Here is a 25,205-nt window from a genome sequence, read left to right on the forward strand (position 1 = left end):
ACGGTTATAATCAATAAGGGGCCAAAACCTATTTTGGTTACCTTTGGCAAAATTTAGCAGATTTATATGATCCAGTCCATGACAGGCTACGGGAAGCACATCTTACAGCTTCCATCCAAAAAAATAACCATAGAGCTTAAATCGCTCAACAGCAAAAATCTTGACATCAATGCCAGACTACCCCAGTTTTACCGGGAAAAGGAACTGGAATTGCGTAAAATGATCGCAGCTGCATTGGTACGGGGAAAGGTGGACTTTAACCTATATGTTGAAATTACCGGAGAGGAAACCACGGCAGAGGTGAATCAAGGAGTGGTCAAAAACTACATGGACCAACTTTCCAAGATTGTGAAAGGCGACGAAATCAAGCTATTGGAAATGGCCCTGCGTATGCCCGATACCCTCAAAACCGAAAAAGATGCTATCAACGAAGAAGAATATAAATCGATTGTTGAAGCGATGAATGAAGCACTTTCCAACATTGTGGAGTTCAGAAATGAAGAGGGAAAGGTGTTGGAAGAGGATTTTGTAACCAGGCTGAAGAACCTAAATGAACTGTTAGAAGCGGTTAAAGCGATGGATCCCGAACGCTTGGGTACAGTCCGCGAACGCTTGGAAAAAGCAGTTGCCGACCTAAAGGTAGAATTGGATGCCAACCGGTTTGAACAAGAACTCATCTATTATCTGGAGAAATACGACATCACGGAAGAAAAAGTACGTTTGGCCAATCACCTCAAGTATTTTGAGACCACACTGAATTCGAAGGAATCCAACGGAAAAAAATTGGGATTCATTTCTCAGGAAATCGGAAGGGAGATCAACACCATTGGCTCCAAGGCCAACTACGCCCCCATGCAGCAATTGGTGGTACAGATGAAGGATGAATTGGAAAAAATAAAGGAACAAATGCTCAATGTGCTATGACGGAAGGCGGTAAACTTATTATTTTCTCGGCACCTTCGGGCAGTGGCAAGACCACCATTGTACGCCATTTGCTGGACCAACCCGAACTGAACCTGGCCTTTTCCATATCGGCCACCTCACGTCCGCGTAGGGGCAAGGAAAAAAACGGGGTCAACTATTATTTTATGTCTGTTTCCCAATTTAAACGACACATCAAGGACGGTGACTTTTTGGAATGGGAAGAGGTGTACCGCGATAATTTTTACGGTACCCTAAAAAGCGAAGTGGAGCGTCTTTGGGCAGAAGGGAAGAACGTCATCTTTGATATCGATGTTTCCGGTGGATTGCGCATCAAAAAGAAGTTTCCGGATAAAACCCTGGCCGTTTTTGTGAAACCACCCAGTGTGGACGAACTAAAAATCAGGCTGAAGAAGAGAAGCACCGAAAGCGACGATAAGATAAACATGAGGATAGCCAAAGCTTCCGTAGAGTTGGCCACGGCCCCACAATTTGATAAGATCATCAAGAACTACGATCTCGATGTTGCACTCGATGAGGCCCATAAATTGGTTGCCGATTTTTTAGGGGTCGAGATTCCTTCTAAAGACAACTAGGCGATGAAGCAGGTAGGCCTCTTTTTTGGGACATTTAATCCCATACACATAGGCCATTTGGTGATTGCGAACCATTTGGTGGAGTTTTCCGATCTGGATGAGGTTTGGTTCGTCATCACACCACAAAGTCCATTTAAGGTGAAGCAATCGCTTTTGGACAACAATCATCGGTATCAAATGGTGTTTGAAGCGGTACATGATTATCCCAAATTAAAGCCCAGTAAAATTGAGTTCGACCTTCCACAGCCCAACTATACCACCAACACCTTGGCCCATTTGGATGAAAAGTATGGCGATGACCATCAATTTTCGCTCATTATGGGGGAAGACAACTTAAAAGGCCTGCATAAATGGAAGAACTACGAGGCTATTTTAGAGCACTATTCCATACATGTGTATCCAAGAATTTCCGAAGGAAAAATAGAGCATCAGTTTAAGGGCCATCCGAAGATTATAAAAGTAGATGCCCCAATCATGGAAATATCATCGACATTTATTCGAAAAGCACACAAGGCTGGAAAGAACATACGCCCCCTGCTGCCCGAATCGGTTTGGAAATATATGGATGAGATGAATTTTTACCGATAGTATTTCAGCAACGCGTTGCTCTGCCCAGGGTACAAAACAAAAAACCCAACACAAAATCTATTGTGCTGGGTAAAAGATGGTATGAATCAAAAAAATTAAGTCCCGGAATAGGTGATTTTCATGTTATCAAAATTTCGTTGCTTTAAATCCTCTTTAGGAACCCAAAAGTGGATGTTGCCTTCTGCAAAGTCGTTGTCGAGTAAGAGTATATTTTCATAGGCATCGTATTCAGAATAGTCCATTTCTTCTTCCTCTTCATAGTATTCATCCTCACCCTGGTAATAGTAAGCCATCCCAAATATTTTGCTTCCTGGACCGCCACCTTCAATATTAACAACAGATATGTCTGTAACTTCGGTAATTTTCTCCATTACAGGGTCTAAGAGGTTGTTCAAGGTTGTACTTTCGTTTAAGAAATAGAAACCGAATTCGCTTTGGAACTTAAGGATTTCGGGATTGTTTTTATATTCATCGAGATAGTATTTATCTGTTTTTTGGTTTATGGATTCGGGATAATCGGGAATAGTCAATTCTCCAATAGGGCCATCAAAATAAATCGCTTTGCAGGTATAGGAATCTGCTTCGTAGAACAAATACAAAATACCGGAATCGGGCAATAAATCCTCTACATCATAGGGCTTAATCTCACTAAAATTGAGCTGGGCATAAAAATAATATCCTTTGGGCCACTCCACGCCTTTGGGCAAATGGGGCACCCCATAAAATTTGGAACTTCCCATAGGTATTTTAGCTTCCTCTAATGTGTTTCCACGAAATTCAATGTAGTGGAGGAGGCTTTTTGATAATTTTTCTGGCGTGATGTCTTCCAAGGGTACCATACATACACCATCGGAAATTTTATCACAATCCGTAAGCTCTTCCAAGCAGTTGGCCAATTCATCTTCAGGGTAATCGTAGTTCAGGACAATGTCCCTTGCCTGTTCAAGTTTGTTCATAAGTAGTTGTTTTAAAAGATTAGGGGGGTATGCTGCGCGGAAAGTTTAAATATATACTTTTTTTAAAAAAAGCAATAAAAAAATTTGGGCTAGAATACTTATCTACCCGTTTTTACAATTTATACAAAAGATCATTCCACTGCTACCGGAAGCGGTTTGGAAATATATGGATGAGATGAATTTTTATAGATAGTTTACTGCTTACCGGTAACAACGCCTACCATACTATCGGCAGTACCGTAATACAGATACCACGTCCCATTGAAAAGGACCAAACCCTCCAAAAAGGTTGTTCCATCTTTGTATTGCCCCGATTTTTCAAAGGGCAATTCAGGTTGAATGAAGGGCGTATCGGTGCGATCGATCAATTTCCAAGGTTCGTTGGAATCGAAAAAGGCTTGTCCGCCAGTATACACTCGATTGCCCAATGCTTTGACCCCAATATTTTGTGAATTACCTGCATTGTAAAGCACTACAATTCCCTTATCCGTTAGTATCGGAGGCGGTCCCGCCTCTACCAACCATGAATCGAAATAGCCCGGTCTTGGGCTTAAAACGGGCGCCAACTTGCCTTCGTAGGTTTCCACAGGCACCCAATCAATCAAATTATCGGAGCTGGCGAGCCATATATGGGGCACTCCATAGTACATCCAGTATTTACCGTTAATTTTGGCCGCTACTAATTTCCCATCCTTGATTTGGGTCACAATAGCTCCGGATTTGGTCTCGGAATCGTGATAACTTCCATTCTTATATTTTTGAAATACGGGCCCATGTTTTTCCCAATTTACCATATCCTGTGAGGTCGCCACGGCCAGTTTCGGCACTTGCCTATTCCATTGGGTGTAGGTGAGCACGTAAAGCCCATCTTCCGTTTCCACAATTCGCGGATCTTCTACCCCGCCGGGCCATTCATGAATCTTTTGATCATCTTGGTCAGGGTAAAAAACTGGTTGGGGCCTTTTGGTAAAATCAATTCCGTTTGCAGAAACGGCCATGCCAATACGAGAGCGGTGACCTCCTATTTCTTTCTCCCCCAATTTTTCTTCTGCCCTATACAGCACGTATATGGAATCTCCCTCCGCAATGGCAGCTGGATTAAACGTGGCCATGGACTCCCAATGCACGGTTTCCTGTGATATGGGGTCCAGGAAAGTGGAAGAGCTATCCTTTTGTAGAATAGGTCTTGCATTTTCAGGCCGACTAAAGGGTCCTAACATCCAATCCTTCTCCTTAGTTTGGCCGAATAGACCGATACTACAAAAAACCACTATTCCAACCAATAAAATATGTTTCATACGTTTATAATTTGAATAGCGTATCAGTCCCCAAGTACTTTTCCTCTTTATTCGTGTACCAAGCTCTTGTTTTGGGCATTTTGATGCCTTCAATCTCTTCCAAACCATCCAATAAGATGTATTCCCCATCGTTTTTGGATTCCTCATGGTAAAACTGATATATTTCCATAGCGTAGGAGGCAGGGTCAAAATAAAAGTACCAAGTATCCTTTCCAACTTCGACATCGTAGGTCGCTTTTACAACAAGATATTCCTTGCCCTTAAAAGTCTTCTTTTGAACCTTAGGTTCCAAATGAGTGCCCGGGTCGTTCAATTTCATGGGCAAACCGTACAGATATGTGTAGTAGTCTTTCATAAAATTGCCACGTTCGCAGGTCAATCTCATTTTTTCTTTGTCCTCTTCCGAAAAATCTTCGCTATCGTTTAAGGTGATGACGCATGAGTTGGGGGTAATGTTGAAAAAAGAGGTGTTTTCGCCTTGCTCCACGGTTAACATAAAAAGCTGTTTTGGAAAATCGACCTGAATGGTGCTGGTTCGTTTTAGGCGGTTTGGAGTTTCCATAACCACTTTAAAGGATGTTTTTAATTGGTCCCATTTCCCATTTGGGTCGTGAAAGGCTATGGCCTTTTCCAGAACCTGTTCCGCAGATATGGATTGGGAATGTCCAGAGACAAATGATAACAGGCCAAGGCAGGCCCATAGAAAACCGTATTTTTTCATCACAACTAAATTATGTGGATGAAAGATACCGCTTTTTATTTCTTCTCGATGGTGGCAGGGGAAACGGAACTGTCGTGTTCCGCGTAGTATTGCTCCAAAAGATTCATCATGGCGGTAATCAAATCCTTGCTCTCCAATAAAATGGAGAAATAAAGGGTAGTGTTCTTAGGGCTGGATTCCTCGGTTCTGGTTCGGGAAACCTGCTGATTGATTTTTTGGGAAACCATCGCATAGAGTTTCTCCTTGGACTTAAGAACACTGCCTATCTGTTCAAAGGAGCGATCTTCAAAAGCCTTCTGGGTGCTGTTAAAAGCTTTCTCCAAAGAGCTGTCTATTTCCTTAAGCTCCTTGATTTGGTTGTACTTAAGCTTTTTGTGATTGTTGTTCACGTGGTCATAACTCACCTTTCCAATATATTCCAAGGATTGGGACATATCGGTAAGGTGTCCCATAATGTTGATGTAGAAGTTACTGGCTCCTACATGGGCCTCGTCCAGATTTTTAATAAAATAGAAGGTGTCATTTCGCAGACCATCGATTTCATTGGCCAATTTTTTACTTTGCTTTTTATTCTTCTTCAAAAAGTCAAGGTCGTGTTTGGACAATCCTTGGATACAGTTGGAGTAAATTCGATTGCTTCGTTTGACCACATTCGCAATATTGGCAGCGGTCTCTTCGATCACTCCCTGTATGGAACTGCTCTCTGCCCTACGTAGACTGTCTTCCGCCTTAATTTCCTTTGTTTTTTTGTTGTGGGAGATATAATTACGCAATAAAATGGCTGCTGCGGCCACTAGCATCAAAACAAGGGATATGAATTTACCAACGAAAAGCAGGTAGGCTATTATGGCTGCTGCTACAAAGGCGCTTAGCGCTGTAAAGAACCAACCACCGATGACGTTGAGTACTCCTGCAACCCTGTACACTGCACTCTCCGCTCCCCACGCCCTATCGGCCAAAGAAGTACCCATGGCCACCATAAAAGTGACATAGGTGGTGGATAATGGTAGTTTCATGGAAGTGGCAATGGAAATGAGCACACTGGCAACCATAAGGTTTACGGAAGCCCTTACCATATCAAAGGCTGGTTGTTCCTGGGTTTTGCTTTTGGGCACATATGTTTTGGGAAGCACAAACTGTTTGTCAATTCTAGATTGAATCGAATTGGGAACCACCTTGGAAACATTATCAAATGCAGCAATACTGAACTTAACGATTTGTCGCGAAAGATAATTAGGCTGGAAACGCTCGTCCCCCTCGTCTTGTCGTGCCAAATCTACACTGGTTTTAACAACACCCTTTGCCTTGGAAGAAAACCAGAGGGTAATAATCATTACCGCTCCAGAGAGCAACAACAGCATGGTGGGCGTTTGGACGGCAGCGGCCAACCCTTTCATATTGAATTGAGTTGGATCAATACCGGAAGCTTGCCAATCTTGGTAGGATTGCAATGCGGCAATAGGGACCCCGATAAAGTTGACCAAATCGTTCCCCGCAAAGGCCATTGCCAATGCAAAGGTTCCAAAACCGATAACGATGCGATAAATATTCCACTTGAACAGACTGGCGGTAATGAAAGAAATCAAGGTCCAGAACACAAAATTACCTGCCAAAAAGGTTTGAGGTTGGTTGGCAACAAATTCTGATAGGGCTCCATCGAAAAGTGCCGCACTCTTCAAACCTTTCACCAGTATAAAATATACAATGGCAGTAATGGCCAAACCACCAAAAATGGCTTCTACCCATTTGGATTTCTTTTTGAAATTGAAAGAAATCAATGCCCTAGATATAAATTGTACGAAAGCCCCAATGGAAAAGGCAATAAAAACAGAAAGGAGAATGCCGAATATGATTTCAGCCGCCTTATCCGTATTGATGTAAGTCACAAGATCGGAAACACCGCCTTGGGTTTCGGCGATTTTAATCAAGGATATGGCTACAGATGCCCCCAAAAGCTCAAAAACAATGGAAACGGTGGTAGAGGTGGGCATGCCCAAAGTATTGAAGAAATCCAGCAATAGAATGTCCGTAATCATTACGGCCATGAATATGAACATGATTTCCTCGAAAACAAACTCACCGGGATTAAAAATTCCCTTTCGGGCGACCTCCATCATTCCGCTGGAAGATATGGCCCCAAACGCTATACCAACGCTGGCCACAATCATTATGGTCCTAAACGAAATTGCTTTTGACCCAATGGCCGAGTTCAAAAAATTGACCGCATCGTTGCTTACTCCTACAACCAAATCGGTAATGGCCAAAATGCCAAGAGCCACAACCATGAAAATGTAAATATTCTCCCCCATTCTTTCAGAAATATGACAAAAATGATATTATAAATCGGCAATCAGGTTAACAAAATGTTACCAAATACGGAACTAAAAATATCAATATTTTCCCAGTGTTGGACATAGGTTCCCGTTTTGCCATATCTTCGTTGCAAATTACTGGCCAATGAACTGGGAGCAGCTACTCTCTTTAAAACGACACGGGGATACAGGAAAACGCCTTCGAAAGGAACAAAACGAGACCCGCCTAGGGTTTGAAGTGGATTACGACCGCATTATTTTTTCATCTGCCTTTAGAAGTCTGCAGGACAAAACACAGGTGTTTCCCATGCCCATCGCCGTGGGATCCCAAAAGAATTTCGTCCATACCCGTTTAACGCATAGTTTGGAGGTTTCCGTGGTGGGCCGTAGCCTTGGTCGTATCGCTGGACAAAAAGTATTGAACAAATATCCGTTTTTGGCCGAAGTGCACGGGCACCATTTCAACGATTTTGGAGCCATTGTTGCCGCAGCAGCGCTGGCCCACGATATTGGTAACCCTCCTTTTGGGCACAGTGGGGAGAAGGCCATTGGCAATTACTTTAAACAAGGACCGGGAAAGTTCTACGAGGATATCCTGACGCCGGAGGAATATCAAGACCTTATCGATTTTGAAGGGAATGCCAACGGGTTTAAACTGCTCACCGAGTCACGGGAAGGGGTTCCGGGGGGTCTGCGACTGAGTTACGGGACCTTGGGCGCTTTTATCAAATACCCCAAAGCATCCTTGCCCAAAAAGCCTTCCAAGAACATTGCCGACAAAAAATTCGGTTTCTTTCAATCCGAGAAAGCCTTTTTCAATGAACTTGTGGAGGAACTTGGCCTTTTGCCCAATCCTTCGCATCCCGAAACGGGATTTTTAAGGCATCCGCTTACCTATTTGGTAGAAGCTGCCGACGATATCTGCTACACCATTATCGATTTTGAGGATGGCATCAACCTTGGTTTGATACCCGAGGAGTATGCCTTGGAATACCTGATCAATTTGGTGAAGGATAACATCAACACCAAAAAGTACAATGCCATGACCACTTCCAGTGACCGATTGAGCTATTTGAGGGCTCTGGCCATTAGTACCTTGATCGGGAATGCCGTGGATGTTTTTGTTCAGCATGAAGAAAAGATCCTTAAGGGGGAGTTCAATACTTCTTTGCTTGATAAAGGAAAGTATACTGCACAGGTGGACGATATCATCAAGTTGAGCGTGGAGAAGATCTATCAATCCACAGAGGTTATCGATAAGGAATTGGCGGGCTACCGAATCATTTCGGACCTATTGGACATGTACACTACGGCATTGATCAATATCAAGAAAGGTGAGGACACGAATTACGATCGATTGCTCATTAAAAGTCTACCCGAAAGCTACAGGAACACCTCGACCTCCATTTATAAAATATTGTTGGATACCAGTTGTTTTGTGGCCAGTCTGTCGGACAGTGCGGCTGTGCACATCCACGATAAATTGACCGGGCGCAAGGTTTAGAAGGAATAGAGCAATCCTACCCCGAGCAGCTGTTTGAACTGTATTCGGGCAATCCCAGGGTCTATGATGGTCCCATCCTCCGCAATTTCCTCATTAAATTTAATGTCGTCATCAAAAATGATATGGGTTCCGATATTGGCGTTGAGGTACTCATTGACCTTTAGGTTAAAATTCAGTTCCCAATCCACATCAATGTTGCCAAAACTCCGGATGTAATCGGTGTAGAGATTCAGTCGATGGCTCATCAGTACATTTTGGCCTACCTCGGTTTCCCAGGTGTTGGTAATCAAAAAACCAAGTTCCAAGAAGAGGTTTTTACCTTTTTCAACACCAAAGGCGCCCTGTTCGGAAAGGGTTTCGTCCAAAACAAAGGTCGATTTCATGGTGGCGGGCGAAATGTACAAGGTAAACTTATCCTTGGGAGGCAAGTAGGAGGAACCCATACCCACAAAAAGATATCCCGGAGCCATAAACCTTGAAATGGGGTTGTCGCGGTCGGGATACTTGTAACCATTGGAGAATTGGGTCCTAATATTGGCCCTCACCGAATAGTACCAGTTGGTGATGGTATCCTTTCTAAAACTTAAGGTAGAGGCCATCCGAATCTGGTCGTCCGTTTTTCGCAACTTTCTCCCTTCTTGTGCGTTTATGCCGTAACGAAATTGTGCCTCACTGTTCCAACTCAAATACCTGAACTTGTAATTTCGGGCAAAATCGGCACTTGCCAAGGCCGTCACCGAATTGTCACCCCCCGCGTTCCAGTTTACAAAGGCCACTTCGCTGATGTTGAGCCCAAATTTGTTCACCTTTTTCCAAAAGGAGGTAGGCTTGAATCGATTGTACCATACTCGTAACGGTTTGATCCTGTTCAGTACGGTACGTGGATCAGTAAGCTTGGCGCTACGGGTAAGGTACTTTAGTTTAACATCTTTGATGCGAACAATTTGAAAACCAGACTCAGTGCTGTCAATCTCAAAAGCTTTGATGCGGGTTACCTGTGCATGGGTAGATAGGAAAACAGTAAGGAAAAGAATGAAAAAGCAAGTTAATCGCATTGGTTTAAGGTTGATTGTATGTGTGAAAATAAGGTATCAAAATCTATACCAGCAAGTTGATGGGTCTCCGTCATTTCCCCATGTTCGATAAAAACATCGGGAACCCCAAAAATGGAAATAGGGATGGATGCTCCGACTTCGTTCGCAAACTCCAAAACGGAAGATCCAAAGCCACCCATTATCGTCCCGTCTTCCACCGTGATAATTTGGTGGTAGGTACTAAAAATGGTACGAAGCGTTTTTTTGTCCAACGGTTTTACAAAACGCATATCGTAGTGCCCAACTTTTTCCTGCCCATCCAGTTTTGATATGATTTCGGTAACGGTATTGCCCACATGCCCCACGGTTAGGATAGCTAGCTTACTTCCTTTCTTAAGACAACGTGCGGTACCAATTTCAATTTGTTCAAACTTGTTCCTCCAATCCAAGTTTACGCCCCGTCCCCTTGGGTATCGGATGGCGATGGGAAGGTCAAGGCCCAATTGCGCAGTGTACATGATGTTTCGGAGCTCCATTTCGTTCATGGGTGCAAATAGGATAAGGTTGGGAATGCAGCGCAAAAAAGCCATGTCAAAAACACCATGGTGCGTGGGGCCATCCTGGCCTACCAGTCCCGCTCGGTCCAGACAGAAAATTACGGGAAGCTTTTGTAGGGCTACATCGTGAATAACCTGATCATACGCCCTTTGCAAAAAAGTAGAGTACACATTGCAAAATGGAACCAATCCCTGCGTCGCCATACCCGCAGCCAGGGTGACTGCGTGCTGCTCGGCAATGCCCACGTCGAAAGCGCGTTCAGGCATTTTATCCATCATAAACTTTAAAGAACTGCCGCTGGGCATTGCGGGGGTGATTCCCACAATATTTGGGTTCTTTTCAGCCAGTTCTACCAAGGTATGCCCAAAAACATCTTGGTATTTTGGGGGTTGTGATTCGCCTGATTTTGGCAATCGTTCCCCAGTGATTTTGTCAAACTTGCCCGGGGCGTGGTATACTACTTGGTCCTCTTCGGCCTGTTTGAGCCCCTTTCCCTTTGTGGTGATGATGTGCAGCAGTTTGGGACCATCGAGCTGTTTCAATCGTTCCAGTTCATCGACCAGTTTTTTTAGGTCATGGCCATCAATGGGCCCGGAATAGTTGAGATTGAGGCACTCAAAAATATTTTCGTCCTTGGCGGTACCGGCCTTTACATTGGTAAGGTATTTTTTGAGCGCACCCACGCTGGGGTCAATTCCGATGGCATTGTCATTCAACACGATCAACGCATTAACATCGGTCACCCCGAGATGGTTGAGACCCTCGAAGGCCATACCACTGGCAATGGAGGCATCGCCGACCACGGCAATATGCTGTTTGGAATGGTCGCCTTTTAGTTTGGAGGCCATGGCCATTCCCAATATGGCGGAGATGGCTGTGGAACTGTGCCCGGTTCCAAAGTCATCGTACTCACTTTCGCTGCGTTTTGGGAAGCCGCTAATACCGCCCAATTGACGATTGGTTTCAAAAATTTCTTTTCGACCCGTCAATATTTTATGCCCGTAGGCTTGATGGCCCACGTCCCAAATAAGTTTATCGTGAGGGGCATTGAATACGTAGTGCAGGGCAATGGTGAGTTCTACAACGCCCAAACTGGCCCCCAAATGTCCTTCCTTGGTCGAAACAATGTCAATAATGAACTCCCTCAGTTCTTGGGCAAGTTGGGGCAGCTCGTCCAAGGTCAATTTTTTGAGGTCGCTAGGGGAGTCGATATGTGGTAATAGCCTTTCCAATGAATAAAAAACAAAAGTATCGATTCTCCCCAAAATTATTTTATGTGTAGCTTAGCAATCTGATGAAATTGATGCAAAAATTGTGGAAAACCCGTTTGACGACACCTATTTTATGAAGAAGGCCCTCCAGGAGGCCGAGATGGCCTTTGAACGGGGAGAAGTACCGGTCGGTGCGGTGATTGTGGTGAACAATAGAATCATAGGTAGGGCGCACAACCTTACGGAACGCCTAAAGGATGTTACCGCACATGCAGAAATGCAGGCCATTACCGCTGCGTCCAATTTTTTGGGCGGTAAATACCTTCAGGGCTGCACCTTGTATGTGACCTTGGAACCCTGCCAAATGTGCGCAGGGGCCTTGTACTGGAGCCAAATATCAAAGGTGGTGTATGGTGCGTCGGATTTGGAACGGGGCTTCAATGTGATGGGCGGACATCTGCATCCCAAAACTGAGGTGGTCGGGGGGATACTGGAAAAGGAAGCCTCCGAGCTGTTAAAACGGTTTTTTATCCAGCGACGGAACCTGAACTAAATAAAAAACCCCAGCACTGCCGGGGTTTCTAAATCAAATCAAAATAAAATATTATTATCCGATTACCTGCACTTTTGCAGCAACCACTCCTTTTCTTCCTTCTTCTTCTGTGTATTCTACTTTGTCGCCTTCGTTCAATTCCACCCCGTTCAATGCTGTAACATGAACAAAGATGTCTTTTCCTGTGTCGTCGTTTGTAATGAATCCATACCCTTTGGAATCATTGAAAAATTTTACTGTACCAGTCATTAAAAAATAAATAAAATGTTAAAACACGAAAGTAGTTTTTTTTATGACTGATTGGATGAAAAGAAGTTTAAATCTTATGAAAATTATTGATTTTCAGTGTTTTTACGTTCTTTTTCTTGCATTTTTATAATATTTTCCTTGGTTAACATGTAATCTTTCATGTTTTTAAACCTACTTTCCTTCCAAAGAAAAAGTGGCATGGCCACCAAAAAAAGTCCAACGGTTCCCCCACCGATGTACTTGGGTGCTTGGGGGTGCTTGTCTTCCAACGTAAGCCCATAGCCTATGGAGCCTAAGGATAACAGCATAATGATAAATATGATATGTTTCAGTCTGATTTTCATTGGGAATAATTGATCAATTTTCTGCGATAGGCCGTCAACATTTTCGATTTTGAAATGAAGCCTTCGTATTTTCCTTTTTTGATGACGGGCAAATTCCAGGCGCCGCTGTCCTGAAACTTTTTCATCACCTGTTTCATATTGTCCGTCTCGTAAAAGATAACCTCTGGCGGGGCATGCATCAAATTTTTAACATAAATGGTATCGTAGAGCTCCGTATCGAACATCATGGGGCGAATGTCGTCCAACACGATGATTCCGATGAGCTTTTTGTCATCGTCCAGCACGGGGAAAAGGTTTCTTTTGGACTTGGAAACCGATTGGTGCAGCATTTCTCCCAAAGACATTTTGGGGTGGACGGGCTTAAAGTTTTTTTCGATCACATCGTCCATTTCCATCAGCCCAAGGACCATTTGGTCTTTATTGTGTGACAATAAGGCACCTATTTTGGCGAGTTCTTTGGTGTAAATGGTATAGTCGAGCGCGTTCTTGGTGATCAAGTATGAAATGGCAGCAGTAATCATCAAGGGCACAAAAAGCTGATACCCTCCCGTAATTTCCGCAATAAGGAATATGGCCGTCAATGGCGCATGGATCACCCCAGCGATGAGCCCCGACATGCCAATTAAGGTGAAGTTGCTTTCCGATACCGAGAAACCTAGCCCTAGATTATTGATTACCTTGGCCACGACGTTGCCCAGTGCACTGCCCATGACCATGGTAGGAATAAAAACCCCTCCGGCACCACCGGCACCAATGGTAGTCGTCATGGCGATAGCCTTAAAAATAGTAATGCCGAACAGAAGGGCAATCACTACCCAAATATTATTGGTATAGGCATCAAAAGGGGTGGTGCCCAAAGCCTTGAGATGGTCTCCATCCAAGAGATTGTTGATAAAGCCAAAACCTTCACCATAAAGTGGGGGAATGGCATAAAGCATAACCCCGATGGTAATGCCTCCGACCAATAGTTTGTATTTGGGGCTTTTCAGTTTTTTGAAAAGGGACAAGATGTAAAAGTACATTTTGGTGAAATAGATGGAGGCAAAACCAGTCCCCACACCCAACAGAATATAAAAGGGAGTATCGTTCAGTTGGAAGCCTTCGGAGAGGGAAAAACTGAACAGTACCTCGTTGCCCAGAAAAAAGTAGGACGTCAACACACCCGAAATAGAGGCAAGCAGCAGGGGCAGCATGGACAGCATCGTGAGGTCCAGCGTAAACACTTCCACTGCAAATATGATGGCAGCAATGGGCGATTGAAAAATAGAGGCTATGGCCCCGGCCGAGGCACAGGCCACCAATAAAGTCCGGGTTTTGGCATCAATATGAAAAAGCCTGCTCAAGTTGGAACTCACCGCCGAACCTGATTTGACAGCCGGCCCCAACAAACCTACAGAACCACCAAATCCAACGGTAAGGGGAGCGGTTATCAATGGTGTATAGATGTCCTTTATCCGAAGCAACCCCCTTTTCTTGGACAGTGAAAATATGATGGATGAAACGGCATGCTGTAGCGGTTCCTTGTGTACAAATTTGACATAGAGGTACACCAAGGTAAGCCCAATGGTAGGCAATATGAAGTATAGCTGGTTTTCGGAGAACACAATTCCCTTCTTTAGAAGGGACTCTATAAAATAGGTGGTGTTTTTTAAGGTCACCGCAACGGCTCCAGCGAGGAAACCCACCATCAGGCTCATCAATTGAATAAAGGTCCTGTTGGAGATGTTTCTATATCGCCATTTAAGAAATCGGGTAAACAGTTTTTTGTTGCTGTAGGGCATTGAGGTATATACTACTAATAAAAGTATTAAAAAATCCCGCAGTGAGCGGGATTTTGATATATCACAAGTCCAATTTTAAATGGAGTTCCTTTAATTGCTCGTCGTCTATGTTGGCTGGCGCATCGATCATGACATCGCGTCCGCTGTTGTTTTTTGGAAAGGCAATATAGTCCCTGATGGTTTCTTGTCCGCCCAAAATGGCAACCAATCGGTCCAGACCAAAAGCAATACCTCCGTGTGGGGGGGCACCGTACTGGAAGGCATCCATCAAGAATCCAAACTGCGCCTTGGCCTCTTCTGGGGTAAAGCCCAAATGTTTGAACATGGTGGCTTGGGTTTCCTTATCATAGATCCGGATGGAACCACCTCCAATTTCGTTTCCGTTCAGTACCAAGTCGTAAGCGTTTGCCTTAACCTCTCCCGGATTGGTGTCCAACAATTCCAACTGACCGGGTTTTGGTGAGGTAAATGGATGGTGCATGGCATGGTACTTTCCTGTTTCTTCGTCCAGTTCCAATAATGGAAAGTCCACTACCCAAAGCGGAGCAAATTCATCTGGTTTTCTGAGGCCCAAGCGTGTCGCCAATTCCATACGAAGCGCACTTAATTGGGTGCGTGTTTCGTTGGTGTTGCCCGAAAGTACGCAGATAAGGTCACCGGCTTTTGCCCCTGTTGCCTCGGCCCATTGGGCCAAATCATCCTGATCATAAAACTTGTCCACGGAAGATTTGTAGGTGCCGTCTTCATTGCACTTTACGTAGACCATTCCTTTGGCTCCCACTTGTGGACGCTTCACCCAGTCGATGAGGCCGTCTATTTCCTTTCGGGTATACGAAGCGGCACCTGGGACGGCAATCCCAACTACCAGTTCGGCCGAGTTGAATACATTAAAATCTTTGTGCTGCGCTACTGGGTTGAGTTCGCCAAACTGCATTCCAAAACGAATGTCCGGTTTGTCGTTACCGTATAGTCGCATCGCATCGTCATAGGTCATTCTGGGAAAATCTGCTACGTCAACACCTTTGATTTCCTTTAACAGATGCTTGGTCAAGCCCTCAAAAGTATTAAGAATGTCTTCCTGTTCCACAAAAGCCATTTCACAGTCGATTTGCGTGAACTCTGGTTGGCGATCGGCACGAAGGTCTTCGTCCCTAAAGCATTTCACAATTTGAAAATACTTGTCCATACCACCTACCATTAACAGTTGCTTGAAGGTTTGTGGCGACTGGGGCAAGGCATAAAACTGTCCCTCGTTCATACGGCTGGGCACCAAAAAGTCCCTTGCGCCTTCGGGGGTGGATTTGATCAAATAAGGGGTTTCAATATCGATGAAGCCTTGGTCCGATAGATATTTTCTTACCTCCATCGTTACCTTGTGCCTAAAGATAAGCTTGTTCTTTACCGGATTCCTGCGGATATCCAAATAGCGATACTTCATGCGGATGTCCTCGCCACCATCAGTTTCATCTTCCATGGTAAAAGGAGGGAGCAAAGAGGTATTCAGTATAGTAAGCTCTTTCACTAATACTTCAATCTCCCCGGTTGGAATATTTGGGTTTTTGGAAGCGCGTTCGATGACTTCGCCCTTGGCTTGTATCACGGTTTCACGACCCAGTTCCCTGGCTTTGTCCAGAAGCTCTTTTGAGGTGCGCTCCTCATCAAAGACCAATTGGGTAATGCCATAGCGGTCCCGAAGGTCCACCCAGGCCACAAAACCTTTGTCACGTAGCTTGTGCACCCATCCACTTAAAACCACCTCTGTTCCAATGTCCGATGCCCTAAGGGCACCACAAGTATTGCTTCTGTACATACTGCTTGTTATGAGAGCGCAAATTTAATAGGAATGTGTGTAATTTTTAGGGGATATGCCTTTTTTCTGTTTTGGACGCTTTTAGGTGGGTAATGAACGTTGGTAACAAATAATTACGTAACTTTAAGTTAACATTAAGGTTACATAATAGTGGCTTTTGATACGATTAATGGTTAAAAAGTCGGGTAAAATATCTTCAGAAGTGAGTTTTACAATACATTTAACATACTGACATACAATAATTTAGAATTTTAATGTTAACTTAATGTAAACTAAATGTTACTTAAATGTGTTATTAATGTAAAATTTAAGTATCTTTGTTACGTTATCAATTAGGTATTAACAATATTAAATCCCATACAATATGAAAAAAGCAGTATTATTTTTGGCGGTGATGTTTGTGGTTGGGGTGTCTGCTCAAGATACTGAACCGACCTTTGAGAAAATGGGAAAAATGGTGAAAGCCACTTATTTTCATGACAACGGCGAAATCGCCCAAACCGGTTATATGTTGAACGGAAAGTTACATGGTGACTGGGTAATGTTCAATGTTGAAGGTAAAAAAATTGCCACTGGCCAATACGACAATGGCGTAAAGACCGGAAAATGGTTTTTCTGGCAAAATGATGAATTGAGCGAGGTGGATTATTCAGATAACCGCGTTGCACAAGTAAAAAATTGGAGCCAAGGCGATGCCGTTACGGTCAACCAATAGTTAAAATCAGTGTTTAAGAAAAAAGCCCCGACCATTTGGTCGGGGCTTTTTTCTTTCTGTATATCCTGATTTACTCCGTTACCACCTCTGGGGTTTCGTGTTTTGAGGTCCAACTACGGATTCTGATTTTTAACCTGTACGAAATATTGAACAATACCGGTACAATGATCAGTGTGAGGAACGTAGCCACTACCAGACCAAAAATCACGGTCCATGCCAAAGGTCCCCAGAAAATCACATTGTCACCTCCCATGTATATTTGAGGGTCAAAATCTGAAAAGAGGCTCACAAAGTTGATGTTCAGACCAATGGCCAACGGGATAAGGCCCAATACCGTTGTAATGGCCGTTAGCAATACGGGCCGTAAACGCGCCTTTCCTCCGACAATTATGGCTTCTGTCACATCTTCTCGACTCAATAGATCGTCGTCAGAAATACCTAGTTTAACTTTTTTACGGTCGATCAAGATTTGGGTATAATCCAATAGCACTACACCATTGTTCACCACAATCCCGGCCAAGGAGATGATACCCATCATGGTCATCATGATCACAAAGGGCCAGCCCGTGATGATCAAACCACCGAATACTCCGATAAAACTGAGGAAAATGGCCATCATAATAATGGCTGGTTTGGAAATTCCACCAAACTGGAAAATCAAAAGCAACATAATCAATCCAAGTCCCAAAAAGAAGGCGCTCATTAAAAAGGCCATTTGTTTTTCTTGCTCCTCTATTTGTCCGGTGTAATCAATTTTGACTCCCTCGGGCAGTCCTTTGAACTCCTGCATTTCTTCCTGTATTTCCGCAACAATGGCCGCAGCATCGGTAAAGCCGGGTTTCAAGGCCGAGTATACGGTCACCACCCTTTTAGTGTCCACATGCTTGATGGCACTAAAGGAAGAGGTGTTCTTTTGGTCGGCCACGGCAGATACTGGAATTTCCTTGATCTGCCCGTTGGAAGGGTCCCTAAAGATTATTTTCTGGTTGAACAAGGCGCTGGTATTGTAGCGGATGTCCTCATCAAACCTTACGTTGATGTTGTAATCCTCACCATCCTTTTTATAAATACCGGCTTTGTCCCCAAAAATGGATCTACGTAGTTGCTGGCCCACTTGACCCACGGACACTCCAAGTTCGCCGGCCTTTTCTCGGTTCACAACAACTTGCATTCCAGGCTTGCCCTTGTTTACATCGACCTTAAGCTCCTCGATTCCAGCAATATTTTTGCTGTTGATGTAATTTCGCATGCGTTCGGCCGTATTGATGAGGGTGTCATAGTTTTGACCTTCAATTTCAATATTGATGGGGTATCCAGCAGGGGGTCCTACCGCATCTTTTTCTACCGAAATCGTAACCCCGGGATATACGCCGGTCAAGGTATCCTGAATCTGCTGCCTAAGCTCTTCCGTATCCAATCCGTTACGGTATTTGAATTCCCGCATGGACAAGGTAATCTTACCACGATGCGGCATCTCCGCTGCGGAACCTCCTTCGGTAAAGGGGTTTTCCGCACCTTTACCTACTTGGGATACACTGGATTGAACCAAATAGTTAAAATCACCATCGTTGTATTTGCTACGACCGGTTACCCCATATACCCTACTTTCAATATCCTTTGTAATGGCATTGGTCTTCTCGATATCGGTTCCCTGTGGATATTCGATGTATACATAAATTTCATTAGGTGTATTGTCTGGGAAGAACTCCACTTTGGTACGTTGCGTTTGTAGCGATATCCCAAAGAACACAAAAGAAAGAACCAGAAGAAGGGAGGTAAGGCCAAAATACCAGTACACATTTCTTCCTCTTAGCGCCTTTTTCAATTGGTTTTCATAGAAGTTTTCCAATCGCACCAAACTCTTGGTCTGGAAACGACGGGCGGAAGGTTTAAGGAAATACTTATAGATCCAGAACATGGCGGCCACAACGATCATTAAGGTACCGAGTCCCCGAACTTGTCCGCCCACAAAGTAGATAAACAATCCAAATCCTCCCAAAATGATGCTCAATCGAATCAACTGTTTTCTGGTGAGCTCTTTTTCCCCAATCTGCATAAACTGGGAAACGAGCATGGAGTTCATAAAAATGGCCACGAACAAGGAGGAACCCAAAACCACGGAGAGCGTAATCGGGAAGAAGATCATAAACTCTCCCATGATACCTGGCCATGTTCCGAGTGGCACAAAGGCCGCCACTGTGGTTGCCGTAGAAATAATGATCGGGATGGCGATTTCCCCAATCCCTTTTTTGGCAGCTTCCTTGCGGGACATGCCTTCTTGTTCCATGAGTCGATAAACGTTCTCGACCACCACTACACCATTATCCACCAGCATACCCAGTCCCATGATCAAACCAAACAGAATCATGGTATTGAGCGTGTAGCCCATGGCAGACAAGATCATGAAGGACATGAACATGGACATGGGTATGGCAAAACCAACGAAAAGTGCATTGCGGAATCCTAAAAAGAACATGAGAACGGTCACCACGAGGATAATCCCGAAGATGATGTTGTTCACTAGGTCGTCCACTTGATTTAAGGTCCTGCTGGACGAATCATTCGCAATGGTTACCGTAAGGTCTTTGGGATAGTAGTTTTCCCTAGCCTCATCAACAAGGTCACGGATGAGGTCCGAAGCCTCGATGGTATTTTTTCCAGAACGTTTTTTGATGTCCAACATCACTACAGGACTACCGTGCTCACGGGCATAGGTGGTTTTGTCTTCTTCCGAGAAAGTGACGGTAGCAATATCACGCAGATAGATGGCCCCGTTTTCGGATTTTACCACAAAGTTTTCCAGTTCCGAAGGGTTTTCTATTTCACCCAAAATACGAATGGTCCTTCGCTGGCCGCTGGTAATCAAGTTACCTGCGGACATTGTCATGTTGCCATTGGCAATGGCTTGGATCACGTCGTCAAAGCTTACACGGGATGCCATCATTTTGTACACATCCACGGCTACTTCGACTTCTTTTTCCTGTGCGCCCCTAATGTCAACCTCTTTGATCTGTGGGAGGTCTTCTATTTCGTCTTCCAGATACTCCGCGAACTCCTTTAGTTTTTCCACCGGATAATCCCCGGTAAGGTTTACGTTCATGATAGGAAACGACTCGGCGAGGTTGAGGTCGAACACATTGGGTTCTACTTTGGCCCCATTGAAAATAGGCCAATCTTCACCTGCTTTTTCCGAGTCCACTTCGTCCTTTACTTTTTGCTTGGCGGTTTCCACGGCAATTTCTTCATCAAACTCCACAACGATCATGGAATAATCCTCTTGGGAGGTCGAGGTGATTTCGACCACATTACTGATGTTTTTCAACACATCTTCCAAAGGGTCGGTAATCAATCGCTCCATATCCTCCGCCGTATTCCCCGGGTAAACGGTGCTTACGTAGATCTTCGTTTCTTCTACCTCAGGAAAATCTTCCCGCGGCATGGAAAAATAGGCAGATAGCCCTATGATGAAGAACAGACCGATCATCACATAGATCACAGACGGATTGTCTATGGCCCACGATGATAGGCGAAATTCCTTATTTGCGTTTTTTTCAGCTTTTTTCATTGTCCTGAATTAGTTTTTGGCTGTTGTAGTTGAATCGATCACCTGAACTTTTTGTCCATCTCGTACCCTACGGGCACCTTCTACAATGACCTGACTGCCGGATGAGATTCCTTCGAGTACTTCCAAATAATCACCTTGGGTTCTACCGGGAGTTATAATGGATTTTCTGGCCATCACCTCTCCGTTTTCCTCGCTAATCAGGTACACATATTGTTCCCCTTCCGCATTTTCCGAAACCACACTTTGGGGGATTAAAATGGCATTCTCGTTGGTATAATCGTTGATTTTTACCTTGGCCGTCAAATTGGGCTTTACATTTCCAGTCTTGTTGGGCACGGGAATCTCCGCACTAAAAGATCGGTTGCTCGGATTGATGAAGTTGCCGGTTTGACGCACCTTTGTAGTGATGCTCTCTCCCAAAACGGGAAAATAGACCTCTGCCTCTTTGCCTGGGGTTACGTTGGGTAAGTGGCTTTCGGGTACTTCCACATCAATGTACATATCGGATAGATTGACAATTCGGAAAATCTCTGAACCAGGTCCTGGGCTTACCACGGTACCTTGATCTTTTATAATATCGTCCACAATCCCTGAGAAAGGAGCACGGATAGAAGATTTCCCTACTTGGCTTTCCAATTGTTTCACGGCGCTCTGTTGGGCCTCATACTGCGTTTTGGCCTGTAGGTACTGTATTTCCGAACCAATATTTTGTTCCCAAAGTCTCTTTTGACGCTCAAAAGTGGTCTTCGCCAGCTCGGCCTGGGTCCTTAACTGAGCCAATTGGCTGGAGAGTCCACCATCGTCAATGGAGGCCAGCAATTGCCCCTTTGATACACGTTGGCCTTCTTTTACATAAACACGGTAAAGGGTACCGGCCATTTCCGGGTATACCAAAACGTTTTGGTCGGTCATTACATCTCCTTGCAATTCCAAATAATGTTGAAACTGTTGTGGCTCTACGGTTAGTGCGGAAACCAAAGGTAATTTTGTGTTGTCCTCGAGTTCACCGATGGCCTCGTCCAATTGTTTTACTTGTGATTCCAACGCCTTCAGTTCTTCGGTGACGGAATTCCGTTTGGCGCGTATGGCCTCTACATCCTTACTGGCGATTACACTTTCTACAGAATTACCGCTGCCGCTGCCGCACGAAGCGAGGACCAAGGTGGTTATTGTGATATATATAGCTTTTTTCATGATGGAATGGTTTTCTCCTTTGTTTATTGATTTATAATGTTTTCCAACGCCGTTTTCTTATTGATCACGTCGACCATGGATTGTAGATATTCTTGTTGACTGTTGTATAGCTGCGTCTGTGCCTGTCTCAATTCAAAACTGGTAGCCAGACCTTCGGAATATTTGATTTGGTTCTTTTTTTCGATGCGTTCGGCCAGGTCCAGATTGTCTTTGGAAGTGCCATATTGTTCAATGGCCAGAATATAATCGCTCTTGGCCGTTTCCAGTTGAAGACGAATACGTGATTGGGTTTCGGTGAATTGGGTTTTGGCTTTTTCCAAGGCAATCTTGGCACGTTGGGTGCTGGCGCTTCGTTGCAGGGAACTGAAGATAGGAATGTTGAGGTCTACCCCTAAAATAGAGGAACCGAACCACTGCTGCCCACTGCTAAAAAAATTGAAACGATCGCTGAAGGAGTTTCCCCCATAGTTGACAAAAGCGTTCAAGGTGGGAAGCGCTCTGCTCTTGGCCAATTTTAACTCAAGGAAGCGTTGTTCGTTGAGGTTGGCAGCCATTTTAAAATCTACGTTGTTCTCTATGTCAAATTCGGAATCGATAAGGCCTAAATCAATTTGCTTTTGGGTAAGGTCATCCAGATTTTCGGTCAGAACCGTTGGGGCCTCAATAGGGAGTCCAAGCACCAGGTTCAACATTTGCCTTGTGATTTTCTCCATCCGCCGGGCATTTTTAAGCTGATTTTCAACCGATGATAACGTAATCTGCAATTGGTCCACGCTCTCCTCATCTCCAAGTCCGTTCTCGTAAATACGTTTGGTTTCGTAGAGGTTCTCCTCCAAAGTGGCTTTGTTCTTTTCGGAAATCAGCACGCTTTCTTGGGCCAACAATACGTTGCCGTAGGCTTCTACCACCGATTTACGAACATCCAGTTCGGTTTTTTCCTTGTTGTTCTGACTATAATCCAAAAAGGTTTTGGTGGCCTGGACGCCCACGATGTACGATCCATCAAAAATCTGTTGGGTCAAGGTTGCAGTGGCGGCAATGGATTGCGGCTGTCCAAAGACCACTTCTTGAAAAGTGCCTGGTTCTCCACCAAAAAATTCAGCGGGAATCTGGGCCACGGGTTGCTTTAGTTGGTTTTGGTAGCTTACCGCTCCATTGATCTGGGGCAATCCCGATGCAATGGTCTCCCATTTTTGCTTTTGGGCATCAAGGATATCCCTTTCTGCATTTTGGGCAGTATAATTGTGCTCCAATGCATAGGTGATGGCCTGATCTAAGCTAAAACTCGGTATGGAGTCCTGCGCAGATGCCAACCAGGGCAATATAAATAGTAAGGTGATTAGTGTTTGTCGCATTTATTCTTGATTTGAATTGATGATTGAGTTGAGTATTTGTCTTCCTTTTGGGGTTACAATGCCCCTGAGGTGGTATTCCAGATAATAATCCAGCAGCTCCACTTTGTTGAAAATTTTGGTAGGGAAAAGGTTATTGTCCTTAATGCTCATGACCCCGGAAAAATAAATTCTGGAAACAAATTCCACGTTGAGGTTGTCACGGTAGATGCCCATTTGCATGCCTCGTTTCACATTTTCGATGACGCAGCCGTGCATGGAACTATACTGCCTCTCCTTAAGGGTGGCATGGACCTTGGGATAATACTTCTGTAATTGGTACAGAGGGGAGGATTTCTCATCCTTTAAATGTACCATCACAAATCTTTTGATTTCGTACAGTTCTTCAATTGGGTTTTTTTTCAGTTCTACGATGTTGTCTATTCCGCAAGTAATGAAATCACACATGGTCATGGTCGACTCCTCCACCAGTTCCGTTTTGTTCTTAAAATGTGAATAGATGGTCTTTTTGGACATCCCCATCTCATGGGCCAAATCGTCCATGGTTACGCTCTTAAAGCCTAGGTTTAAGAACATTTCAGTTGCTTTTTGTATAATCGTCTCCCTCATAATCGGTGGCAAATGTAACCACGGAAACTTTAAAAACAAAAAAAGTTTCCGTGGTTTTACAATTTTTTAACGAAGGATTGATTTTTTGTTTTAACTGCGTTTTTTTCCGTGGACATAAACGGGAACCACCGCTGTTTTTTGATGGGACTCATTTTCTTCGAGGGGACCCAACCTCCAAAAAAAAGGTCGGAATTGGCGTAGGTACTTTTTACTTCGGTTAGGCTTCTTTGGATTCATCATGATTATCGTTTTTGATTTTTTGAACATATGCTTTAAAGGCTTCTTCGCCCTCTTCCTTCCAAAATTGATCGTAGTGTTTCCACTCATCAAAATCCCGTCTCCAGGATCCACATTTGTTGGACGACTTCATCTTCTTTTTGTGACTGCTGCCCTTGCTTTTTCCGCCACCGCCGCCAAAACCGAACAGCAATTTGGCAAGAATGAACACTCCAAGTGCCTGCCAATAGGTGACGGTTCCAACTCCGAACAGATCGGGCATGAGCCAGTTCCAGAGGCGCATCAGTAGATAGTTGGCCAAAAGAAAGACCAAAATTCCCAAGACGACCATGGCAATGACTTTTACTACTTTTTTTACGGTGTTCTCCACCTTCTTTTCTACAGCTTTTTCAAATTCTTTTTTATGCTCCATGACTCATTTCTTTTAAGTTTTCCAATTTTTTTGATAGTTCAGACATGGCCCTATGTCTTCGTGACATAAGGGTCCCTGCAGGTATTCCTGTTTTTTCAGCTATTTGTTTGTAATGGTATCCTTCAAAATCTATGGCAATGACGATATCCCGGTAAGGCGCTTTTAGATCCTGCACGGCCTTTTTGAGGGCCTGTTCCATTTCCGGGGAGTAACTATTGTCCGCATCACCATAAAAGAACTCTGCAAATTCGCGCCATTGTTGGTCAATGTCCTCGCTGGGCACTTTTTTCTCTTTTCTCCCGCGCATAATGTCCACAATCCTGTTGCGAATGGCGTTGTACACAAATCCACCTACGTTGTGGATAGGAATGGCATCTTCCGATCGGGAGAATATCCGTAGGGCAACATCCTGCACAATATCTTCGGCATCCCGTTCCGATGTGTCCCTGATCTTCGACTGCACATACGACCGCAACGATCCGTACTCCTCCGTGAAGAAGTTGGTCAGGTTGTTATGGTTATCGGTTTTGGCTGCCATTTGGTTACTTCGGGTTGCTCTTCACTAATAGAGACGGAGTAAAAGGATTCTATTGCACTTTTTTGGAAACTTTTTTTCAAAGGATTGACTTTTAGATGTTTGGTGTGGATAACAACTGATTTTAAAAGTAGCCCATCCTCAAATTCA

At 44.2% G+C, this 25,205-nt stretch carries 22 protein-coding genes; 6 read left to right on the forward strand and 16 right to left on the reverse strand.

The window, feature by feature from the left end:
• The first annotated feature begins 66 nt into the window (after positions 1-66).
• The 3 genes from RBB12_RS03480 to nadD are packed head-to-tail and all read left to right on the forward strand — an operon-like array spanning position 67 to position 2,105.
• Positions 67-924, forward strand: a complete 858-nt coding sequence (locus RBB12_RS03480) for a YicC/YloC family endoribonuclease (protein WP_306012811.1) — start codon at positions 67-69, stop codon at positions 922-924.
• Positions 921-1,517 (forward strand): guanylate kinase, encoded by a 597-nt coding sequence (gene gmk / locus RBB12_RS03485; RefSeq protein WP_179383393.1) that lies wholly within the window; start codon positions 921-923, stop codon positions 1,515-1,517. Before RBB12_RS03480 ends, gmk begins: the two co-directional genes overlap by 4 nt.
• 3 nt (positions 1,518-1,520) lie before the next feature.
• Positions 1,521-2,105 carry a nicotinate (nicotinamide) nucleotide adenylyltransferase gene (gene nadD, locus RBB12_RS03490; RefSeq protein WP_306012812.1) on the forward strand — a complete coding sequence of 195 codons (585 nt, stop codon included), beginning with the start codon at positions 1,521-1,523 and terminating at the stop codon, positions 2,103-2,105.
• A gap of 95 nt (positions 2,106-2,200) precedes the next feature.
• Here nadD and RBB12_RS03495 read toward each other — a convergent pair whose 3' ends face one another.
• The 4 genes from RBB12_RS03495 to RBB12_RS03510 all read right to left on the reverse strand — a co-directional run bounded on the left by RBB12_RS03495 (position 2,201) and on the right by RBB12_RS03510 (position 7,389).
• Entirely contained in the window at positions 2,201-3,061 is an 861-nt protein-coding gene (locus RBB12_RS03495) for a DUF1963 domain-containing protein (protein WP_306012813.1), read from the reverse strand.
• A gap of 194 nt (positions 3,062-3,255) precedes the next feature.
• Positions 3,256-4,359 carry a glycoside hydrolase family 130 protein gene (locus RBB12_RS03500; protein WP_306012814.1) on the reverse strand — a complete coding sequence of 368 codons (1,104 nt, stop codon included), beginning with the start codon at positions 4,357-4,359 and terminating at the stop codon, positions 3,256-3,258.
• 4 nt (positions 4,360-4,363) lie between these two features.
• Complete coding sequence (locus tag RBB12_RS03505) at positions 4,364-5,080, reverse strand: DUF6503 family protein (RefSeq protein WP_306012815.1); 717 nt, start codon at positions 5,078-5,080, stop codon at positions 4,364-4,366.
• A gap of 35 nt (positions 5,081-5,115) precedes the next feature.
• Positions 5,116-7,389, reverse strand: a complete 2,274-nt coding sequence (locus tag RBB12_RS03510; protein WP_306012816.1) for an inorganic phosphate transporter — start codon at positions 7,387-7,389, stop codon at positions 5,116-5,118.
• 148 nt (positions 7,390-7,537) lie between these two features.
• Between RBB12_RS03510 and dgt the strand changes: the two genes are divergently transcribed.
• Entirely contained in the window at positions 7,538-8,896 is a 1,359-nt protein-coding gene (gene dgt, locus RBB12_RS03515; protein ID WP_306012817.1) for a dGTP triphosphohydrolase, read from the forward strand.
• On the opposite strand, the gene RBB12_RS03520 is transcribed toward dgt, so the two are convergent.
• Positions 8,893-9,951, reverse strand: a complete 1,059-nt coding sequence (locus tag RBB12_RS03520; protein WP_293287449.1) for a DUF3078 domain-containing protein — start codon at positions 9,949-9,951, stop codon at positions 8,893-8,895. The genes dgt and RBB12_RS03520 overlap by 4 nt on opposite strands.
• Complete coding sequence (gene dxs / locus RBB12_RS03525; protein ID WP_306012818.1) at positions 9,942-11,753, reverse strand: 1-deoxy-D-xylulose-5-phosphate synthase; 1,812 nt, start codon at positions 11,751-11,753, stop codon at positions 9,942-9,944. Before dxs ends, RBB12_RS03520 begins: the two co-directional genes overlap by 10 nt.
• A gap of 49 nt (positions 11,754-11,802) precedes the next feature.
• On the opposite strand from dxs, the gene RBB12_RS03530 reads away from it, so the two are divergent.
• Complete coding sequence (locus RBB12_RS03530) at positions 11,803-12,252, forward strand: nucleoside deaminase (protein WP_179383401.1); 450 nt, start codon at positions 11,803-11,805, stop codon at positions 12,250-12,252.
• A 54-nt stretch (positions 12,253-12,306) separates the two neighbouring features.
• On the opposite strand, the gene RBB12_RS03535 is transcribed toward RBB12_RS03530, so the two are convergent.
• From RBB12_RS03535 to aspS, 4 genes are all read right to left on the reverse strand, one after another.
• Entirely contained in the window at positions 12,307-12,501 is a 195-nt protein-coding gene (locus RBB12_RS03535; RefSeq protein WP_127140550.1) for a cold-shock protein, read from the reverse strand.
• A gap of 83 nt (positions 12,502-12,584) precedes the next feature.
• The gene (locus RBB12_RS03540; RefSeq protein WP_179383402.1) at positions 12,585-12,845 is read right to left on the reverse strand and encodes a hypothetical protein; all 261 of its coding nucleotides are present in this window, start codon (positions 12,843-12,845) and stop codon (positions 12,585-12,587) included.
• On the reverse strand, positions 12,842-14,626 hold the full coding sequence (locus tag RBB12_RS03545; protein WP_306012819.1) for a chloride channel protein: 1,785 nt from the start codon (positions 14,624-14,626) through the stop codon (positions 12,842-12,844). The genes RBB12_RS03540 and RBB12_RS03545 overlap by 4 nt, the downstream gene beginning before the upstream one ends.
• A 61-nt stretch (positions 14,627-14,687) precedes the next feature.
• A complete protein-coding gene (gene aspS / locus RBB12_RS03550) occupies positions 14,688-16,436 on the reverse strand; it encodes an aspartate--tRNA ligase (RefSeq protein WP_306012820.1) in 1,749 nt (582 codons plus the stop codon).
• 364 nt (positions 16,437-16,800) lie between these two features.
• On the opposite strand from aspS, the gene RBB12_RS03555 reads away from it, so the two are divergent.
• On the forward strand, positions 16,801-17,151 hold the full coding sequence (locus tag RBB12_RS03555) for a toxin-antitoxin system YwqK family antitoxin (protein WP_179383405.1): 351 nt from the start codon (positions 16,801-16,803) through the stop codon (positions 17,149-17,151).
• Positions 17,152-17,221: 70 nt separating this feature from the next.
• Here RBB12_RS03555 and RBB12_RS03560 read toward each other — a convergent pair whose 3' ends face one another.
• The 6 genes from RBB12_RS03560 to RBB12_RS03585 form a co-directional block, all read right to left on the reverse strand.
• Complete coding sequence (locus RBB12_RS03560) at positions 17,222-20,716, reverse strand: efflux RND transporter permease subunit (RefSeq protein ID WP_306012821.1); 3,495 nt, start codon at positions 20,714-20,716, stop codon at positions 17,222-17,224.
• Between the two features lie 9 nt (positions 20,717-20,725).
• Entirely contained in the window at positions 20,726-21,910 is a 1,185-nt protein-coding gene (locus RBB12_RS03565; protein WP_306012822.1) for an efflux RND transporter periplasmic adaptor subunit, read from the reverse strand.
• 23 nt (positions 21,911-21,933) lie between these two features.
• Positions 21,934-23,265, reverse strand: a complete 1,332-nt coding sequence (locus tag RBB12_RS03570; RefSeq protein WP_179383408.1) for a TolC family protein — start codon at positions 23,263-23,265, stop codon at positions 21,934-21,936.
• Complete coding sequence (locus RBB12_RS03575) at positions 23,266-23,871, reverse strand: TetR/AcrR family transcriptional regulator (RefSeq protein ID WP_179383409.1); 606 nt, start codon at positions 23,869-23,871, stop codon at positions 23,266-23,268.
• A gap of 217 nt (positions 23,872-24,088) precedes the next feature.
• Positions 24,089-24,520 carry a hypothetical protein gene (locus tag RBB12_RS03580; RefSeq protein WP_179383410.1) on the reverse strand — a complete coding sequence of 144 codons (432 nt, stop codon included), beginning with the start codon at positions 24,518-24,520 and terminating at the stop codon, positions 24,089-24,091.
• A complete protein-coding gene (locus tag RBB12_RS03585) occupies positions 24,510-25,058 on the reverse strand; it encodes an RNA polymerase sigma factor (RefSeq protein ID WP_306012823.1) in 549 nt (182 codons plus the stop codon). The genes RBB12_RS03580 and RBB12_RS03585 overlap by 11 nt, the downstream gene beginning before the upstream one ends.
• Between the last annotated feature and the right edge of the window lie 147 nt (positions 25,059-25,205).

This window comes from Allomuricauda sp. MMSF_3307, assembly GCF_030733585.1.
In the GTDB taxonomy this organism is placed as follows: Bacteria; Bacteroidota; Bacteroidia; order Flavobacteriales; family Flavobacteriaceae; genus Flagellimonas.

Excerpts from the sequence above, each read along its gene's own strand:
- RBB12_RS03480 (WP_306012811.1), top strand. The coding sequence starts at position 67 with ATGATCCAGTCCATGACAGGCTACGGGAAGCACATCTTACAGCTTCCA.
- gmk (WP_179383393.1), top strand. The coding sequence starts at position 921 with ATGACGGAAGGCGGTAAACTTATTATTTTCTCGGCACCTTCGGGCAGT.
- nadD (WP_306012812.1), top strand. The coding sequence starts at position 1,521 with ATGAAGCAGGTAGGCCTCTTTTTTGGGACATTTAATCCCATACACATA.
- RBB12_RS03495 (WP_306012813.1), bottom strand. The coding sequence starts at position 3,061 with ATGAACAAACTTGAACAGGCAAGGGACATTGTCCTGAACTACGATTAC.
- RBB12_RS03500 (WP_306012814.1), bottom strand. The coding sequence starts at position 4,359 with ATGAAACATATTTTATTGGTTGGAATAGTGGTTTTTTGTAGTATCGGT.
- RBB12_RS03505 (WP_306012815.1), bottom strand. The coding sequence starts at position 5,080 with ATGAAAAAATACGGTTTTCTATGGGCCTGCCTTGGCCTGTTATCATTT.
- RBB12_RS03510 (WP_306012816.1), bottom strand. The coding sequence starts at position 7,389 with ATGGGGGAGAATATTTACATTTTCATGGTTGTGGCTCTTGGCATTTTG.
- dgt (WP_306012817.1), top strand. The coding sequence starts at position 7,538 with ATGAACTGGGAGCAGCTACTCTCTTTAAAACGACACGGGGATACAGGA.
- RBB12_RS03520 (WP_293287449.1), bottom strand. The coding sequence starts at position 9,951 with ATGCGATTAACTTGCTTTTTCATTCTTTTCCTTACTGTTTTCCTATCT.
- RBB12_RS03535 (WP_127140550.1), bottom strand. The coding sequence starts at position 12,501 with ATGACTGGTACAGTAAAATTTTTCAATGATTCCAAAGGGTATGGATTC.
- RBB12_RS03540 (WP_179383402.1), bottom strand. The coding sequence starts at position 12,845 with ATGAAAATCAGACTGAAACATATCATATTTATCATTATGCTGTTATCC.
- RBB12_RS03545 (WP_306012819.1), bottom strand. The coding sequence starts at position 14,626 with ATGCCCTACAGCAACAAAAAACTGTTTACCCGATTTCTTAAATGGCGA.
- aspS (WP_306012820.1), bottom strand. The coding sequence starts at position 16,436 with ATGTACAGAAGCAATACTTGTGGTGCCCTTAGGGCATCGGACATTGGA.
- RBB12_RS03555 (WP_179383405.1), top strand. The coding sequence starts at position 16,801 with ATGAAAAAAGCAGTATTATTTTTGGCGGTGATGTTTGTGGTTGGGGTG.
- RBB12_RS03560 (WP_306012821.1), bottom strand. The coding sequence starts at position 20,716 with ATGAAAAAAGCTGAAAAAAACGCAAATAAGGAATTTCGCCTATCATCG.
- RBB12_RS03565 (WP_306012822.1), bottom strand. The coding sequence starts at position 21,910 with ATGAAAAAAGCTATATATATCACAATAACCACCTTGGTCCTCGCTTCG.
- RBB12_RS03570 (WP_179383408.1), bottom strand. The coding sequence starts at position 23,265 with ATGCGACAAACACTAATCACCTTACTATTTATATTGCCCTGGTTGGCA.
- RBB12_RS03575 (WP_179383409.1), bottom strand. The coding sequence starts at position 23,871 with ATGAGGGAGACGATTATACAAAAAGCAACTGAAATGTTCTTAAACCTA.
- RBB12_RS03580 (WP_179383410.1), bottom strand. The coding sequence starts at position 24,520 with ATGGAGCATAAAAAAGAATTTGAAAAAGCTGTAGAAAAGAAGGTGGAG.
- RBB12_RS03585 (WP_306012823.1), bottom strand. The coding sequence starts at position 25,058 with ATGGCAGCCAAAACCGATAACCATAACAACCTGACCAACTTCTTCACG.